Origin of the sequence: Sphingobium sp. CR28, assembly GCF_052327305.1 — a bacterium.
Classification (GTDB): Bacteria; Pseudomonadota; Alphaproteobacteria; order Sphingomonadales; family Sphingomonadaceae; genus Sphingobium.
Map to the genome: position 1 here is coordinate 1,991,152 of NZ_CP182486.1, position 14,118 is coordinate 2,005,269.

14 protein-coding genes are annotated in these 14,118 nt (G+C 65.5%); 8 read left to right on the plus strand and 6 right to left on the minus strand.

Annotation, left to right across the window (positions count from 1 at the left end):
* Positions 1–102: 102 nt before the first annotated feature.
* From ACNAOH_RS09560 to ACNAOH_RS09575, 4 genes are read left to right on the plus strand one after another with little or no spacing between them, the layout of a single operon-like run.
* Positions 103–1,767, plus strand: coding sequence for an NAD+ synthase (locus ACNAOH_RS09560; protein ID WP_443969958.1), 1,665 nt, complete (start codon positions 103–105; stop codon positions 1,765–1,767).
* The gene (locus tag ACNAOH_RS09565) at positions 1,767–2,204 is read left to right on the plus strand and encodes a hypothetical protein (RefSeq protein ID WP_443969959.1); all 438 of its coding nucleotides are present in this window, start codon (positions 1,767–1,769) and stop codon (positions 2,202–2,204) included. Before ACNAOH_RS09560 ends, ACNAOH_RS09565 begins: the two co-directional genes overlap by 1 nt.
* Positions 2,201–3,013 carry a hypothetical protein gene (locus ACNAOH_RS09570; protein ID WP_443969960.1) on the plus strand — a complete coding sequence of 271 codons (813 nt, stop codon included), beginning with the start codon at positions 2,201–2,203 and terminating at the stop codon, positions 3,011–3,013. Before ACNAOH_RS09565 ends, ACNAOH_RS09570 begins: the two co-directional genes overlap by 4 nt.
* Positions 3,014–3,046: 33 nt before the next feature.
* A complete protein-coding gene (locus tag ACNAOH_RS09575; protein ID WP_443969961.1) occupies positions 3,047–4,384 on the plus strand; it encodes a glutamate--tRNA ligase in 1,338 nt (445 codons plus the stop codon).
* A 9-nt stretch (positions 4,385–4,393) separates the two neighbouring features.
* Here ACNAOH_RS09575 and ACNAOH_RS09580 read toward each other — a convergent pair whose 3' ends face one another.
* The 4 genes from ACNAOH_RS09580 to ACNAOH_RS09595 all read right to left on the minus strand — a co-directional run bounded on the left by ACNAOH_RS09580 (position 4,394) and on the right by ACNAOH_RS09595 (position 7,371).
* Positions 4,394–4,756, minus strand: coding sequence for a DUF7079 family protein (locus tag ACNAOH_RS09580; protein ID WP_443969962.1), 363 nt, complete (start codon positions 4,754–4,756; stop codon positions 4,394–4,396).
* 51 nt (positions 4,757–4,807) lie between these two features.
* Positions 4,808–5,380: a Smr/MutS family protein gene (locus tag ACNAOH_RS09585; protein WP_443969963.1), complete on the minus strand. Its 573-nt coding sequence runs from the start codon at positions 5,378–5,380 to the stop codon at positions 4,808–4,810.
* Positions 5,352–6,629: a murein transglycosylase A gene (gene mltA / locus ACNAOH_RS09590; protein WP_443969964.1), complete on the minus strand. Its 1,278-nt coding sequence runs from the start codon at positions 6,627–6,629 to the stop codon at positions 5,352–5,354. The genes ACNAOH_RS09585 and mltA overlap by 29 nt, the downstream gene beginning before the upstream one ends.
* Before the next feature lie 88 nt (positions 6,630–6,717).
* Complete coding sequence (locus ACNAOH_RS09595; RefSeq protein WP_443969965.1) at positions 6,718–7,371, minus strand: Tim44/TimA family putative adaptor protein; 654 nt, start codon at positions 7,369–7,371, stop codon at positions 6,718–6,720.
* Between the two features lie 337 nt (positions 7,372–7,708).
* On the opposite strand from ACNAOH_RS09595, the gene secB reads away from it, so the two are divergent.
* The 4 genes from secB to ACNAOH_RS09615 all read left to right on the plus strand — a co-directional run bounded on the left by secB (position 7,709) and on the right by ACNAOH_RS09615 (position 11,707).
* Entirely contained in the window at positions 7,709–8,191 is a 483-nt protein-coding gene (secB, locus tag ACNAOH_RS09600; protein ID WP_443969966.1) for a protein-export chaperone SecB, read from the plus strand.
* Between the two features lie 45 nt (positions 8,192–8,236).
* Positions 8,237–9,832, plus strand: a complete 1,596-nt coding sequence (murJ, locus tag ACNAOH_RS09605; RefSeq protein WP_443969967.1) for a murein biosynthesis integral membrane protein MurJ — start codon at positions 8,237–8,239, stop codon at positions 9,830–9,832.
* An 11-nt stretch (positions 9,833–9,843) separates the two neighbouring features.
* On the plus strand, positions 9,844–10,848 hold the full coding sequence (trpS, locus tag ACNAOH_RS09610) for a tryptophan--tRNA ligase (RefSeq protein ID WP_443969968.1): 1,005 nt from the start codon (positions 9,844–9,846) through the stop codon (positions 10,846–10,848).
* A 163-nt stretch (positions 10,849–11,011) separates the two neighbouring features.
* The gene (locus tag ACNAOH_RS09615; protein ID WP_443969969.1) at positions 11,012–11,707 is read left to right on the plus strand and encodes a DUF4136 domain-containing protein; all 696 of its coding nucleotides are present in this window, start codon (positions 11,012–11,014) and stop codon (positions 11,705–11,707) included.
* A gap of 54 nt (positions 11,708–11,761) precedes the next feature.
* Here ACNAOH_RS09615 and ACNAOH_RS09620 read toward each other — a convergent pair whose 3' ends face one another.
* Both ACNAOH_RS09620 and ACNAOH_RS09625 read right to left on the minus strand, forming a co-directional pair.
* A complete protein-coding gene (locus ACNAOH_RS09620) occupies positions 11,762–12,301 on the minus strand; it encodes a GNAT family N-acetyltransferase (protein WP_443969970.1) in 540 nt (179 codons plus the stop codon).
* An 83-nt stretch (positions 12,302–12,384) separates the two neighbouring features.
* The gene (locus ACNAOH_RS09625; protein ID WP_443969971.1) at positions 12,385–13,968 is read right to left on the minus strand and encodes a Na+/H+ antiporter; all 1,584 of its coding nucleotides are present in this window, start codon (positions 13,966–13,968) and stop codon (positions 12,385–12,387) included.
* Between the last annotated feature and the right edge of the window lie 150 nt (positions 13,969–14,118).

Here is a 14,118-nt window from a genome sequence, read left to right on the forward strand (position 1 = left end):
GCGTCGCGATGTTGGTCTGGGAAGTCGATTAACCGCGCATATGCCTGCGCAAAGACCCGCGCCGGTTTGAAATCGCCCGCGCACGCGTTAAAGCCGCACCCTATGACAACGCGCCTCATCATTGCGATGGCCCAGCTCAATCAGGCCATGGGCGATATTGCCGGCAATGCCGAGGCGATGCTTGCCTCTCGTGCCGATGCGGCGGCGCAGGGCGCGGACCTCATCGTCTATCCCGAACTACAACTGATCGGCTATCCTCCCGAGGATCTCGTGCTGAAGCCCGCGCTTGCCGCCCGCGCGGAGATCGCGCTGCGCGATCTGGCGAAGGCCACGGCGGACGGTGGCCCCGCGATGCTCGTCGGCACGGTCATTGCCAATCAGGGGCTGCTCTTCAATTGCGTCGCCCTGCTTGATGGCGGCGAGATCGTCGCGATCCGGCAGAAGCGGGAATTGCCCAATTACGGTACCTTCGACGAGAAGCGCCTGTTCGCGCCCGGTCCTTTGCCCGATCCGGTGGAGTTCCGCGGCGTGAAGCTCGGCCTCCCGATCTGCGAGGATATCTGGTTTCCCTTCGTTGCCGCGCATCTTGCTGAGCGAGGCGCGGAAATCCTCATCAACGTCAACGGTAGCCCCTATGAGGTCGACAAGGACGATCGCCGGGTGAACGGCGTGTGCGCGGCGCGCGTTCGCGAGACCGGGCTTCCTATCCTTTACCTCAACCGCGTGGGCGGGCAGGACGAGCTGGTGTTCGACGGCGCGTCCTTCGTGCTGGAGCGAGACGGCACGGTCGCGCACATGCTCCCCGACTGGGAGGAGTCGCTGCGGATCACCCAGTGGCGGCGCGAGGCGGACGGCGGTTGGTGCTGCGTGCCTGGGGAAGTCCATTCGCTCGATGAAGCGCCGGCGGACATCTACAACGCCATGCTGGTCGGCCTGCGCGACTATGTGAACCGCAATCGCTTCCCCGGTGTCGTGCTCGGCCTTTCGGGCGGCATAGACAGCGCGCTTTCCGCTGCCGTCGCTGTGGATGCGCTGGGCGCGGATCGCGTCTGGTGCGTGATGCTCCCTTCGCGCTTCACCAGTGCCGAGAGCCTGGAGGATGCGGCCGAATGCGCGCGGCTGCTGGGGTGCCGGCTCGACGATATTCCGATCATGCCCGCCGTCGCTGCGTTCGACGAGATGTTGACCAACAGCTTTGCTGATCGCGCCGTCGATATCACTGAGGAGAATATTCAGTCGCGCATTCGCGGCGTCACCTTGATGGCGCTGTCGAACAAGTTCGGCCACATGCTGCTCACCACGGGCAACAAGAGCGAGATGAGCGTGGGCTATGCGACCATTTATGGCGACATGGCCGGCGGCTATTCGGTGCTGAAGGACGCGTACAAGACGACGGTGTTCGATCTGTCGCGCTGGCGCAATGTGCAGCGGCCCTCGCTTGGTCTTGGTCCCGATGGTCCGGTCATGCCGGAGCGGGTCATCACCAAACCGCCCACGGCCGAGCTGCGCGACAATCAGAAGGATGCGGACAGCCTGCCGCCGTACGAGGTACTTGATCCCATTCTCTACGGCCTTGTGGAGCAGGAGCTCGCCGTCGATCAGCTCGTCGCGCGGGGTTTCGACCGGGATACGGTCGTGCGGATCGAGCGACTGCTCTATGTGGCGGAGTATAAGCGCCGCCAGTCGCCGCCGGGCGTGAAGCTGGGTGGCCGCAACTTCGGGCGGGACCGGCGCTACCCCATCACCAATGCGTTCAGGACCGGCTGATGATGTCCGTCCTCGCCTTCGCCCTTGCCCTGGCTGAGACGGTCGCACCTGCGGGTGGCCCGTTTGAGGACTATTATCGCCCGATCTGGACCGACATTCGCCTGAGCGGGACAAGCGATACCGGCAACGCCGTGATGAACCGGGCGTGGGTCTTCGGGCGCGAGGGCGAGACGGTCGGCCTGCATATGGAGGCCATCGATTGCCGCCGTTCCGCGTCGGACGCGCAATGCGCCTTCTCGGTCCGTCGCTCCGCCAGCTTGTCGCCCGGCACTCGCCCCGTCGCCGGTGCACCCGCGCTACCCGCCCTCGTCCACTGCCATGTCGATTTCAGTCTGGATGAAGAAGGCCAGTGGTATGTGGTCCACACGACGCGGCGTGGCGTGGCGCATTCGATGACGTCGATGCGGTGCCGCACGGAAGGGGCATATCCGCTATGAATCGCCGATTGCCCGTCCTCACAGCAGCATCCACGCCGCTTGATCGCGCGCTGTGCGGACTGCGCCGACTGTTCATGCTGGTTCTGGCATTCGCTTATGTCGCGCTGTTCGTCCTGCTTGCGGGCGAAGGGCTCTCCGTCGCGCTCGATGCCGGGGATGGCATCGTGCTGGCCGGGTCGGTCGCGACGATGCCTTGGGCCGCGCTCATCCATGTGCCGATCATGCTGGGCTATCTCGGTTTTGCGGCTGTCGCGCTTCATCCGCGCTACCGCGACGATACGCTTTTTCGGCGTATCGGCTGGCTGACGGTCATTGGCGTTGGCCTTTCCTGTGCGCGGATGGCAGCGGCGTTTCTCAACATGGCCTGGCTGGTAGCACCGCTTGCGCTCGCTGCGCTGCTGGTGCTGGGCCGCGCGCTTGTCGTCCTCGCATGGTGGCCGCGCCCGATCTCGATGGCCCGGCGCATGGTGGTCAATCTGCCGATCGGTCTCCATGCCGGCTGGCTGACCGTGCTGGCTCCGCTCAACATATTGAGCGCGTTCCCGGCCGGGGCGCAGGCGCTGTCGCTTGGCGGGGGCTTCCTTGCTCTTGTGGGGCTGCTGGCGCTCGCCATTGCCGGTGTGCGGCTAACCCGCGCCGAGCCGGCGTTCGTCGTGGCCATCCTCTGGGGCCTGTTCGCCATCATGGCGCGCGGCGGCGTGCCCTCGCTCGGGCAGCCGCTTGGCCTTATGGCGATTCTCGCCGCTCTCGTCATCATCGCTTTCGCGCTCTGGACGCGGACGCAGTCCCGCCCCGCACATTTCCTGTGATGCGGGCTTTGTGATCCACTGCGAGTTGCCTTCATGACCGTCATTACGCGTTTCGCGCCGTCGCCCACCGGCCGGCTCCACATGGGCAATGTCCGCACTGCGCTCGTGGCGTGGCTCGCCGCGCGCCACGCAGGCGGGCGCTGCCTGCTCCGCATCGACGATACGGATGTCGCGCGGTCGGAGGAGCGCTTCGTCGACGCGATTCGCACCGATCTCACCTGGCTCGGGCTGGATATGGACGGGGAGGCCCGCCAGTCGCAGCGCACCGCGCTTTACGAGGATCGCTTCGCCGCCTTGCGCGCCTCGGGCCGTGTCTATCCTGCTTATGAGACCGGGCAGGAGCTCGACCTCAAGCGCAAGATCCTGCTCGGGCGCGGCCTGCCGCCGGTCTATGACCGTGCCGCGCTCGCGCTTACCGCAGCCGAGATCGCGGCGCATGAGGCGGAAGGGCGCGCGCCGCACTGGCGCTTCCGGCTCGATCATGATCGGCCGATCGAATGGACGGATGCAATTCGCGGGCCTCAGCATTTCGACCCGAAGCTGCTGTCCGATCCCGTCATTCGCCGCGCCGATGGCAGCTGGCTCTACATGCTGCCTTCGGTCATCGACGACGCCGATATGGGTATAACGGACGTGGTGCGCGGCGAGGATCATGTCACCAACACTGCCGCCCAAATCCAGATGTTCGAGGGGCTCGGGGTGCCCCTGCCGCGCTTTGCGCATATGGCCCTGCTCACGGGAACCGAGGGCAAGCTCTCCAAGCGGCTGGGTTCGCTGGACCTCGATGCGCTGCGTGCAGAAGGCATCGAGCCCATTGCGCTTTGTGCCCTGCTGGCGCGGATCGGCACCAGCGATCCGGTCGAGCCCGTCACCGGCCTTGCGACGCTTGTAGAGAGCTTCGATTTCTCCCGCTTCGGCCGTGCGCCCGCGCGCTTCGATGAGGCCGAACTGGCGGGCCTCAATCAGAAGATCTTGCATCTCCTGACTTATGAAGCGGTTGCGGATCGTCTGCCCGAGGACATCGGCGCGGAAGCCTGGGAGACGATCCGGCCCAATCTTGCCACGGTGAGCGAGGCAGCGGACTGGCTCCCCGTCCTGTCTGGCGAGATCACCCCGCCCGCGCTCAGCGAAGACGACCGCGCCTTCATCGCGCAGGCGGCCGGAGTGCTGGAGGGGCTAACATGGGACGGCGAGATCTGGCGTGCGCTGACCGGCGCGCTCAAAGTTAGCAGCGGTCGTTCGGGTAAGGCTCTGTTCCTACCGCTGCGCCTCGCGCTGACCGGCCACGATCACGGGCCGGACATGGTGCGCCTCCTGCCGCTCATCGGGCAGGACCGGGCGCTGGCGCGGTTACGAGCGGTCGGTGCCTGACCCCAATGGTTATTTCAATCGGTCGGCTATGGGGTGCCAGTCATCTGGAATAATCCTGCGTACCAAGCGCTTTCTGATCCAGGCACGCCAGCCGGTCGCAGATTGTAGCTCAAGAGATTGCTGCATAATCGTTTGAACTTCTTCCTGCGACCATCGCTCCCACTCACCGGCTACGGAGAGAAGATTTCCGGCAAAAGCAGGGGATACTTCCTCACGCAAAATTCGCTCAAGTTCGCTTAGCCGGAATGGAGATCGTCTCAGCACCTCTGCGATGCGATCATAGTCAGCTTCATCGAAGGAAGTGTCGAGAAACAGTTCGCTCAGCACTGTCCAGACCGGAAGGTGCTCTTGAGTTCCGTAACGAAATTTCATGACCGTGAGGATGTCAGAACGGGGCGATGACCGCAATTGGATCGACTCTGCTCAGCGGTGTTCTCGCCTCAAGATAATATAGATCGCGCCATCGCCGCCGTGACGCGGATGCGCCTGACGCACGCTGGCGATGTGGCAGGCATGGGAGCTATGCGCGAGCCAGTCGCCGATCTCGGCGCGGATCGCACCGCGTTTGCGGGCCTCGCCGGGACCGGGCATCGGGCGCGGTTTGCCCGTCACCACATGGAGCACGCGCCAGCCCATCGCGCGGGCGTCGCCCAGCAAACGGTCGAGCCGCACATGGGCTGTCGCCAGCGTCAGGCCATGCAGATCGATGCTGATATCGGGGTCAAGGCGCCCGGCGCGAATGCGCTTCTCCCATGTGCCGTCGAGCACGGGCGCCGGTCGCGGTCTCGCGACGGTCGGAACAGCCTGCTCGATCCGTATCGGGGGCACCCGGCCCTTCACGCGCTTGGGCGCGTCGATCGCCGCCGCGAAACTCGCCACGTCATCCTTCACCACTGGCACCTGCTTCACCGCGCGCGGACGCAGCGGTTTTACGGTGCGCGCGACCGCTTCCCAGGCGGCGCGCTCCTCAGGGCTGAGTTGTCTGCGACCAGCCATACTGGCTCGCGAGACGGGCATAGGTGCCGATCGGCAACAGGATGAGCGCACTGCCCCGCGCGGACATGCCGCCCGCAATGCCGCGCGCACGCTCGCCTGCACCCCAGAAGCTGTCGAAGCGGTTGCTCCCCTTGATGGCGCCGCCAGTGTCCTGCGCTACCCAGATGCCGTTCGGTTCGGACCGGTCGAGCGAGAGCAGCACTGGCGCGCCGAGCGGCACATAGGCCGGGTCGGCCGCCACTGTCGCTTCGGGCGTCACCGGCAGGCCAAGCGCGCCAAGCGGTCCGTCGCCGGTCAGTTCCTTGAAGAAGATGTAGCTCTTGTTCTCGTTCATGATCGCGGTCCCCTCGGCGGGGTTGGCGCGCAAATAGGCCATGATGTCCTGCATGGAACCCGCCTGAATGAGCCCGCGATCCTTCATCAGCTTGCCGATGCCGGTATAGTCGCGGCCGTTCTGCCCATCATAGCCGACGCGAATCAGGCTGCCATCGCGGTCGCGCAGCCGGCCCGATCCCTGCACTTCCAGGAAGAACAGCTCGATGGGGTCGGCGGCGTAGGCCAGCTCCAGCCCGCGCCCGGCGAGCGTTCCGCCCGTGATTGCGGCGCGGTCGTCATAGGGCACGAAGTTCTGCGCCTGCACCTTCCCACGGATGCGCTTGCCTTTGAGTGCATCGGAGAAGAGGCCGAGATCGACTTCGATGAGATCGGCAGGGCGGCGATAGATCGGCACGCTGCATCCCGGCCGAGCCGCGCGGCAACCCGCGATCTCCGGTTCGTAATAGCCGGTGACGAACGCCTTGCCGTCGCCCACCTGCGCCACCTCGAAGTAACGGCGGAAGAATTCGCGGGCGTCGGCTTCCGCCCAGCTTCCTGCCGCGCTGCAGGCCTGCTGCCAGTCCGAGCCCTGCGTCAGGCCGCTCTGGTCGCGTCGGCGCAACAGGGATGGGCAGGAGATGCGGAAGGCGCGCAATGCCAGTGCCGACCGATGGCTGCCATGGGGCAGCACGGTCCCGATGTCCGGGCCTTTGACGAGGCCGGCCGACGCTGCATTCGCTGTCGGTGTCGCGCCTTCAGCGGCCGGTGGCGGCGTGAGAATAGGGGGCGGCGCCAGTGTTGGGCGCGGCGTTGCTGGCTGAGAGCGGGTCGCGGGCGGAACGCCGGTGCTTCCCGGCGGGATCATCCGACCGCACGCCGCGAGCGCGGAAAACAGCATAATGGAGGTGAGCGCGCGAAAGGAGGGGAGAGACATGGCTCTGCTTCCTGCCCGAGTTTCACCCGCGCGTTAAGTCTCTATTCGGCGAACCTCGCGGAACCCGTTCAGAGCAAACGGCGAAACCTCAGACCTCGTCGGTCTCGACCAGCTGCCAGTTGGGATCGCGGCTGCGCAGGTCGCGGCTGAACGTCCAGATGTCCTGGGTGGTGACGGCGTCGTCCATCGATCCGCCGATGATGGTGCCGTCCTTGTCGCGGGTAATCGCGGCGATGTCGGCCGAGAAGCGCACGGAGATCAGCGCCGTGGAGCCTTCTACGCGCACATCGTCGATCAGCGCCGAGTCGATCCGCACGAGGCGGTTGGAGAGGCTGTGTCCGGCGGCTTCGCGCTCGTCGATCGCGCTCTCGAAAGCGGCAAGCACGTCCGCGTCGCAAAACTGGTGCAGCGTCTCGCGATCGCCCTTCCAGAAGGCTTCCAGGATCATGCCGTAGGCGGAGCGGGCGCCGCTGACGAACTGGGTGACGTCGAAGCTGCGGTCGGCTGCGATCAGTGCCCGCAGGCCCGCCTGAGCAGGGATCGCCACTGCGCTCTCGGCGCCCGGCTGCGTTGGCGCGCGAGAATCGGTAGCTGGTTTCGCCGGTGCCCGCTGCACAACCTTGGCATCATCGATCGTCGCGGGGAGCTGACGGGGCTCCTGACCAGTGCGCCGGCCGAGCACAGCGTAGAGCCGCAACGCGAGCAGGGCGAAGATCATGGCGAGGACGACAATGGTGGTCACGGGATTCCGGAGCCTTTCCTGGCGGGACAGCGTCTGTCAGACATAGGTATATTTGCAGCGCTATTCAAACAAACAAGCCTTAATTGCATGTGAACTTCCCGCAGGCCCGGTCAGTTCCGTGGATTTCGCGCGGTCTGTGCCTTCTGGTAGCGCTCCCTGCGTCGGCCCGACGCGCGGCCTCTCGTCGCTCCGGTCATTGCTCCTGCGCGACTCGGCTGCTAAGCGCGCGCCACATTGCGAGCTAAAGGTCGCGCCTGCGCCAGCGGGCGGGCAATCGTTCACAAAGACCAGTTCAAAAGGGACCAGTTGCAGGGACCAGATCACAGGAAGGCATGGAATGACCGACGTGACCGCCAATGGCGCCGATACTTTGCCGCAGATCGGCCTTCTGGCCCAGTATGTGAAAGATCTCTCCTTCGAGAATCCTAACAGCCCCGCCGTCTACAGCTGGCAGACGCAGCCGCAGATCGACGTGCAGTTCAACATCGCCAGCACTCCGGCGGCGGAAGACGTGCATGAGGTCGCGCTGCGCATCACGGCCAAGGCCGAGTCGGATCAGGGCGTCGCCTTCGCTGTCGAGCTGCTCTATGCGGGCCTCTTCGGCATCCGCAACGTCTCGGAAGAGCAGCAGCAGGCGTTTCTGTTTGCCGAGGCGCCGCGCCTCCTTTTCCCCTTCGCCCGCCGCGTGCTGGCCGATGCCGTGCAGGATGGCGGCTTCCCGCCGCTGCTGCTCGATCCGCTCGATTTCAACGCACTGTATCAGCAGCAGACCGCGCAGGCGCAGGCGATGGCCGAAACTCAGCCGGCCGGAAACGCCTGAGCGGCGCGGAGCGGCTCCTGAACATGAGCGGGCGCGGCTGATCCGATGGGCTTGCTGCGCTCGACCGGCACCATCGGCGGGCTGACATTGGTCAGCCGCGTGCTGGGCATGGTGCGCGACATGCTGATGGCGCGTTATGTCGGCGCGGGCTTCGCGTCGGACGCGTTTCTCGTGGCATGGCGACTGCCGAACCTTTTTCGCGCCCTCTTTGCGGAGGGCGCCTTTTCCGCAGCGTTCGTGCCCATGTTCAATCGGATCATGGCGAGGGAGAGCGTGAGCGACGATGCGGAGGCGTCGGCGAAGGGCAAGGCCGCGGCGATCGATTTCGCCGGGCAGGTGCTGTCCGTCCTCTTCCCGGTGCTCGTCCTCTTCACGCTGCTGCTGATGCTTGCCGCCGGGCCGATCGTCTGGGCAATGACCGGCGGCTTTCCGGATGGCGGACCGGCCAAGTTTGCGCTCGCCCGCCATCTCACGCTTATTACCTTTCCTTATCTGGGGCTCATCTCGCTGACCGCGCTGCTTGGCGGCATATTGAACAGCTTCGATCGCTTCTGGGTGAATGCCGCCGCGCCGGTCCTGCTCAATATCTGCATGATCGTCGCGATTCTGTGCTTCCGGGGCGATACCGAGGTCGAGACCGCGCTCACGCAGGCCATCGCCGTCACGGTTTCGGGCGCGCTCCAGCTTGTGTGGCTCATCTGGTCCTGCCGCAGGGCAGGCGTGGTGCTCCGCCTGTCGCGTCCGCGCCTTTCCCCGCAGGTGAAGGCGCTGCTCGTCATCATTGGTCCGGCCGCGCTGGGGCAGGGCGCCATCCAGCTCAATCTGGTCATTTCCACGGCGCTCGCCGCTCGGCTGCTGCCGCAGGGCGCGATCAGCTGGATCTATTACGCGGACCGGCTGAACCAGCTTCCGCTGGGGCTCATCGGGATCGGGGTGGGTACGGCCATTCTGCCGGCGCTTTCCCGCCAGATCGGCTCGGGCAATCGGGAAGCCGCAAGCAACACCCAGAATCGCGCCATGGAGCTCGCGCTCTTTCTCTCGCTGCCTGCCGCTGTCGCGCTGCTCGTTTCGGCGGTTCCGCTGGTGCGCGGCGTCTTCCAGCACGGCGCGTTCACGGCAGGGGACACCGTGGGCACGGCGATGGCTCTTGCCGCCTTCGCGCCCGGCGTTCCGGCCTATGTGCTCATCAAGGTGCTGACGCCCGGCTTTTATGCGCGGGCGGATACAAAGACGCCGGTGCGGATTGCTCTCGTCGCCATGCTGGTCAATCTGGTGGGAAACCTCATCCTCGTTTGGCCACTGGGGGCGGCGGGTATCGCGCTGTCCACAGCCATCTCCGCATGGGTCAATGTGGCGCTGCTCTACTGGCGGCTGCACAGTGGCGATCATCTGCGGATGGACGACCGCTTCCGCGCCAAGGCACTTCGGATCGTCGCGGCCGGGCTGCTTATGGGCGTGGCGCTGTTCTTCGCCAATGACGTGGCGGACCGGTTCATGGCGTCCGCCTTCTGGGAGCGGATCGTGGCGCTCGCCCTGCTCTGCGGCGGCGGAGGTCTGGTGTATGTTCTTGCCGCCTTCGGCCTCGGGGCTTATCGGCTGTCCGAACTTAAAGCGCAGGTTACCCGCGCACCCCGAACCTGAAAGTCATCCCGATGCGCGTCCTCTCCGGCATCCAGCCGACCGGCAATCTTCACCTCGGCAATTATCTCGGGGCGATCCGCAACTGGGTGCGGATGCAGGACGCGATGACGGACGGGAGCGAGTGTTTTTTCTTCCTGGCCGATCTTCATTCCATCTCGGTGCATGAAGGCGCAGAGCAACGCCGCGCCAATGTGCGGCACATGGCGGCAGCGCTCATCGCGGCGGGCATCGATCCGGACCGCAGCGTGCTGTTCAATCAGGCGCGGGTGCCGGCCCATGCCGAGCTCTGCTGGCTGCTGATGGGCACCGCGCGGATCGGCTGGTTGAACCGAATGACCCAGTTCAAGGACAAGGCGGGCAAGAACCGCGAAGGCGCGTCGGTCGCGCTTTATGCCTATCCCGTTCTGCAGGCAGCGGACGTGCTGCTCTATCAGGCGACGCATGTGCCCGTCGGCGAGGACCAGAAGCAGCATCTCGAGCTCACCCGCGACGTTGCGATCAAGTTCAACGCCGATTTCGGTGTGGAGCTGTTCACTGTGCCGGACCCCTATATCCAGAAGGAAACCGCGCGGATCATGTCGCTGCGGGACGGCACGGCCAAGATGTCCAAGTCCGATCCGTCGGACATGAGCCGCATCAACCTGACGGACGATGACGACGCGATCATGCAGAAGGTGCGGAAGGCGAAGACCGACCCCGCGCCGCTGCCGGAGCGCGCGGCTGATCTGGAGGGACGCGCCGAAGCGGCCAATCTGGTTGGCATTTATGCGGCGCTCGCCGGGAGCACGCCGGACGCGGTATGCGCGCAGTTTGCGGGGCAGGGATTTGGCGCGTTCAAGCCCGCGCTGGGTTCGCTACTGATCGAGACGCTGGCGCCGATCCGGACGCGCTATCTCGAACTCATTGAGGATGCGCCCGCCCTCGACGCGATTCTCGAGGCCGGAGCGCAGAGGGCCGCTGCCGCCGCTCAGCCGACTCTGCGCGGCGCCTATGAAGCGCTTGGCCTTTTCCGCTGAGCCTGTCTTTCCGGTTAGGGGTCTTCGGCTCCGTCTAGTCACTGGGCAACGGGCGGTGGATGGAGCGTCCGGCGCGTTGGAGCGTTCAATGCTAGTTCATTTGACGCGCGCTAGATTAGGCCGCAAGTCAGGCTCTTGGGCCTGAAGGACAGGATAAGAGTCGATGACCATGAAAAGGCTTTCCCTTCTCGCCGCTGCCTCCGCCGCGTCCCTCATGGCGCTCTCGGGTTGCGCCAGCAATTTTCGCGCGGACGTTTCGCGCTTTCAGCAGCTTCCGCCACCGAGCCAGGGGCAGACGTTCACTGTGCAGGCGGAGAACCCGCAACTCGCGGGTGGTCTCGAGTTCGGCCATTACGCCCAGCTCGTGACCGAGCGGATGGTCGCGCAGGGCTATCAGCCCGCCAGCGATCCCGCCACTGCGCAGCTTATCGTCCGGATGGACTATGGTGTGGATCGCGGTCGTGAACGCATCCGGTCCAGCGGTTTCTCCGGCGGTTGGGGCGGCTTCGGCGGTCCTGGCTGGGGCGCATGGGGTCCGGGTTATGGCCGGGGCTGGGGCCCCGCCTGGGGCGGCTGGCGCGGCCGTTATGCCTATGGCTTCTATGATCCCTTCCTCTGGGGTCCGGGGCCGGGCTTTAATGACGTGTCGAGCTACACCGTCTATGGCAGCCAGCTTCGCCTGCGCATCGACAAGGCCGGTGGCGGCCGCGTGTTCGAGGGCACCGCCCGTGCACAGAGCGTTAGCAACAAGCTTACTTATCTGGTGCCAAACCTGATCGACGCGATGTTCACGGGCTTCCCCGGCAATAATGGGGAAGAGATCAAGGTTACCGTCGCGCCGGAGCCGAAGAAGGACTGATCCTTCGATTAATTCACTCGGGTCCGTGCATCCAGCGCGGACCCGATGGTCCCCTTAGCGGAAGCTCTTGCTGAGCATGACCAGTGCGGGATCGCCGTCGACCGCGCGCGCTATGAAGCCCTTCTCCCGCTCCAGTTCGATTGTCGCGCGATTGGCCCTGTTCTCGATCGAGATAACCCGGCCTACGCCGCGCATATGTGCCTCATCGCTCAGCAGATCGAGCAGAACCCATCCCACTCCCTTGCCTCTATAGTCCTGCCGCACCGAGACAGCGATCTCGGCGGTGTCCATTGCCCGGTCGCAGGCCAGCAGCGCGGAGGCGACGGGGTGCCCGGTCGCCTGATCGAAGGCGAGAAAGCTCTCGGTGTGGAAATGGTCGGTGTGGATCAGCGGATCGATCTGCGCGGAGGTGACGCAGGGCGCGGCCGTCAAAAAGCGGAAGCATCGGTCCTCGTCGCTCACCTGCGCGAACAGTGCGGTCAGAGCCGCTTCGTCATGTTCGTCGGCAAGGCGTATATCGAGCGCCACCCCCTCGCGGGTGGTGACTTTACGTACGGTCTTCGTGGGCTGCAGAATCTCGGTGACGTTGCACATGGCTTTCCTCCGGTCGTTCGAGGAGTGATACCAGCCATTTAGTCGCGTAGCGGTCCCGGCGCGTTGACCAAGGACAAGTTTGCTCAGTTCTTCGCGGCGAGGGCGCTCAGCTCCTCCAGATCCAGATCGTGCTCCAGTTCGTGGAGCGTGCGGTCGTCGATCTTGCCGGCCCGGTGCAGGCGGATGAGCTTGGCGCGTCCGGCAGCGGTCGCTCCCAGCACCAGATCGAAATGGGCGTGCAGGCGCGGCGCGAAATGGTCTTCCTGCCCGGCATACTCGGCCGAGATGCTCGCGCGGCGACGGTAGCGATCCAGCAATTGCGGATGGATCAGCTCGCCTGCCTCGTCATAGGCGCGGCTTGCCACATGGTCGAGCTGCGCCTGCGCCATGGCCGCTTCGGCTTCGGACATGGTCATCGGCGCGTCGCCCCCCGCCGCGCCGGGTAGGTTCGCCCAGCGGATGACCCAGCCGAGCGACATGCCCTGCACCAGCACCGTCGCCAGAATCACGGCGAAGGCGCACACGAGCATGAAGTCGCGACCCGGCACGGCGGCAGGCACGCTCAGCGCCACCGCCAGCGTCACCACGCCGCGCATCCCTGCCCAGCCGAGCACCGTAGCCGCGCGCGGGCCGATTGGCCGATAGCGCTTCCAGCCGATCCGACGCTGAAGCGCAATCAGTCCGTCCGTTGCGAAGATCCATGCGAAGCGCGCCAACGTCATGGCGAGAATGATGAGCGCGATTGGCACTGCCATCTGCTCCAGCGCGACACGGAAGCCACCCGCGCGATCGATCACGTCGCGCAGCGATGAGCCGATCAGCATGAAGACGGAGGCTTCGAGGAGGAAGATCAGCACGGCCCAGAAGGCTGTGCCGCGTATGCGGACTGCCGCGCTGAACACGACATGCTGATACCAGCCGCAGATGAGGCCCGCGATGACCGTGGCGATGACGCCGGAGACATGGATCATCTCGCCCGCGAGATAGGCGGTCCAGCCGATCAGCGTGGACGATGCGATCTTGAGATAGTCGTCGCCCAGACGCGGCACCAGCAGCACCCATGCGGCGCCCGCTGCCACGCCGACCAAGGCGCCGCCCGTGGCCAGCAGGGCGAAGCTGCCGAGCGCGTCGATGGTGCTGAACATGCCGGTGAGCGCCGCGGCAATCGCGAATCGGAAGAGCACGAGGCCGGTTGCATCGTTGAACAGGCTCTCGCCTTCCAGGAGAATGGAAAGCCGGGGCGGCAGCTGCACGCGCGAGAGGATGGCGCGCGCGGAGATGGCGTCCGGTGGAGAGACGATGGCGCCCAGCGCGGCGCACGCGGCCCAAGGGAGCGACGGCATCAGCAGATGGGCCGTGACGGCGACCACTGCCGTCGTGAAGACGACTGCGCCGATCGCGAGGGAGGCGATGCCGAAGATGTGGCGCTTGAGATGGCCGACGGCGATGAACCATGCGCCGTCCATCAAGAGTGGCGGCAGAAAGATCACCAGCACCAGTTCGGGATTGAGCGTGATGATGGGCAGGCCGGGCACGAAGGCGAGTAGCGCGCCGCCCGTGATGAGGGCCACGGCAGGCGGCAGGCCCAGCTTCGCCGCCGCATAATGGAGGGCGATGATCGCGATCATCATCGCGATGACCAGCTCGAACAGTTCGGTCGGATGCATGTGGCCCCCTGCTTGCCCCGCCCGGAGCCTATCGCGGCTTTATCGGTCGGGGAAGTGCCATGCGTGGGTCAGTGCCCGGCGACATTATCGAAGGCTCCGGAGGCAGATGGCCTGCCTCCGGATCGTCCCAGTAATCCGGACCGTGCTCTC

What these genes read in the sequence shown, in the direction of transcription:
- ACNAOH_RS09560 (WP_443969958.1), top strand. Translation starts at nt 103, where the DNA reads ATGACAACGCGCCTCATCATTGCGATGGCCCAGCTCAATCAGGCCATG.
- ACNAOH_RS09575 (WP_443969961.1), top strand. Translation starts at nt 3,047, where the DNA reads ATGACCGTCATTACGCGTTTCGCGCCGTCGCCCACCGGCCGGCTCCAC.
- ACNAOH_RS09585 (WP_443969963.1), bottom strand. Translation starts at nt 5,380, where the DNA reads ATGGCTGGTCGCAGACAACTCAGCCCTGAGGAGCGCGCCGCCTGGGAA.
- murJ (WP_443969967.1), top strand. Translation starts at nt 8,237, where the DNA reads ATGGGCTTGCTGCGCTCGACCGGCACCATCGGCGGGCTGACATTGGTC.
- ACNAOH_RS09570 (WP_443969960.1), top strand. Translation starts at nt 2,201, where the DNA reads ATGAATCGCCGATTGCCCGTCCTCACAGCAGCATCCACGCCGCTTGAT.
- ACNAOH_RS09580 (WP_443969962.1), bottom strand. Translation starts at nt 4,756, where the DNA reads ATGAAATTTCGTTACGGAACTCAAGAGCACCTTCCGGTCTGGACAGTG.
- ACNAOH_RS09625 (WP_443969971.1), bottom strand. Translation starts at nt 13,968, where the DNA reads ATGCATCCGACCGAACTGTTCGAGCTGGTCATCGCGATGATGATCGCG.
- mltA (WP_443969964.1), bottom strand. Translation starts at nt 6,629, where the DNA reads ATGTCTCTCCCCTCCTTTCGCGCGCTCACCTCCATTATGCTGTTTTCC.
- ACNAOH_RS09565 (WP_443969959.1), top strand. Translation starts at nt 1,767, where the DNA reads ATGATGTCCGTCCTCGCCTTCGCCCTTGCCCTGGCTGAGACGGTCGCA.
- ACNAOH_RS09615 (WP_443969969.1), top strand. Translation starts at nt 11,012, where the DNA reads ATGACCATGAAAAGGCTTTCCCTTCTCGCCGCTGCCTCCGCCGCGTCC.
- secB (WP_443969966.1), top strand. Translation starts at nt 7,709, where the DNA reads ATGACCGACGTGACCGCCAATGGCGCCGATACTTTGCCGCAGATCGGC.
- ACNAOH_RS09620 (WP_443969970.1), bottom strand. Translation starts at nt 12,301, where the DNA reads ATGTGCAACGTCACCGAGATTCTGCAGCCCACGAAGACCGTACGTAAA.
- trpS (WP_443969968.1), top strand. Translation starts at nt 9,844, where the DNA reads ATGCGCGTCCTCTCCGGCATCCAGCCGACCGGCAATCTTCACCTCGGC.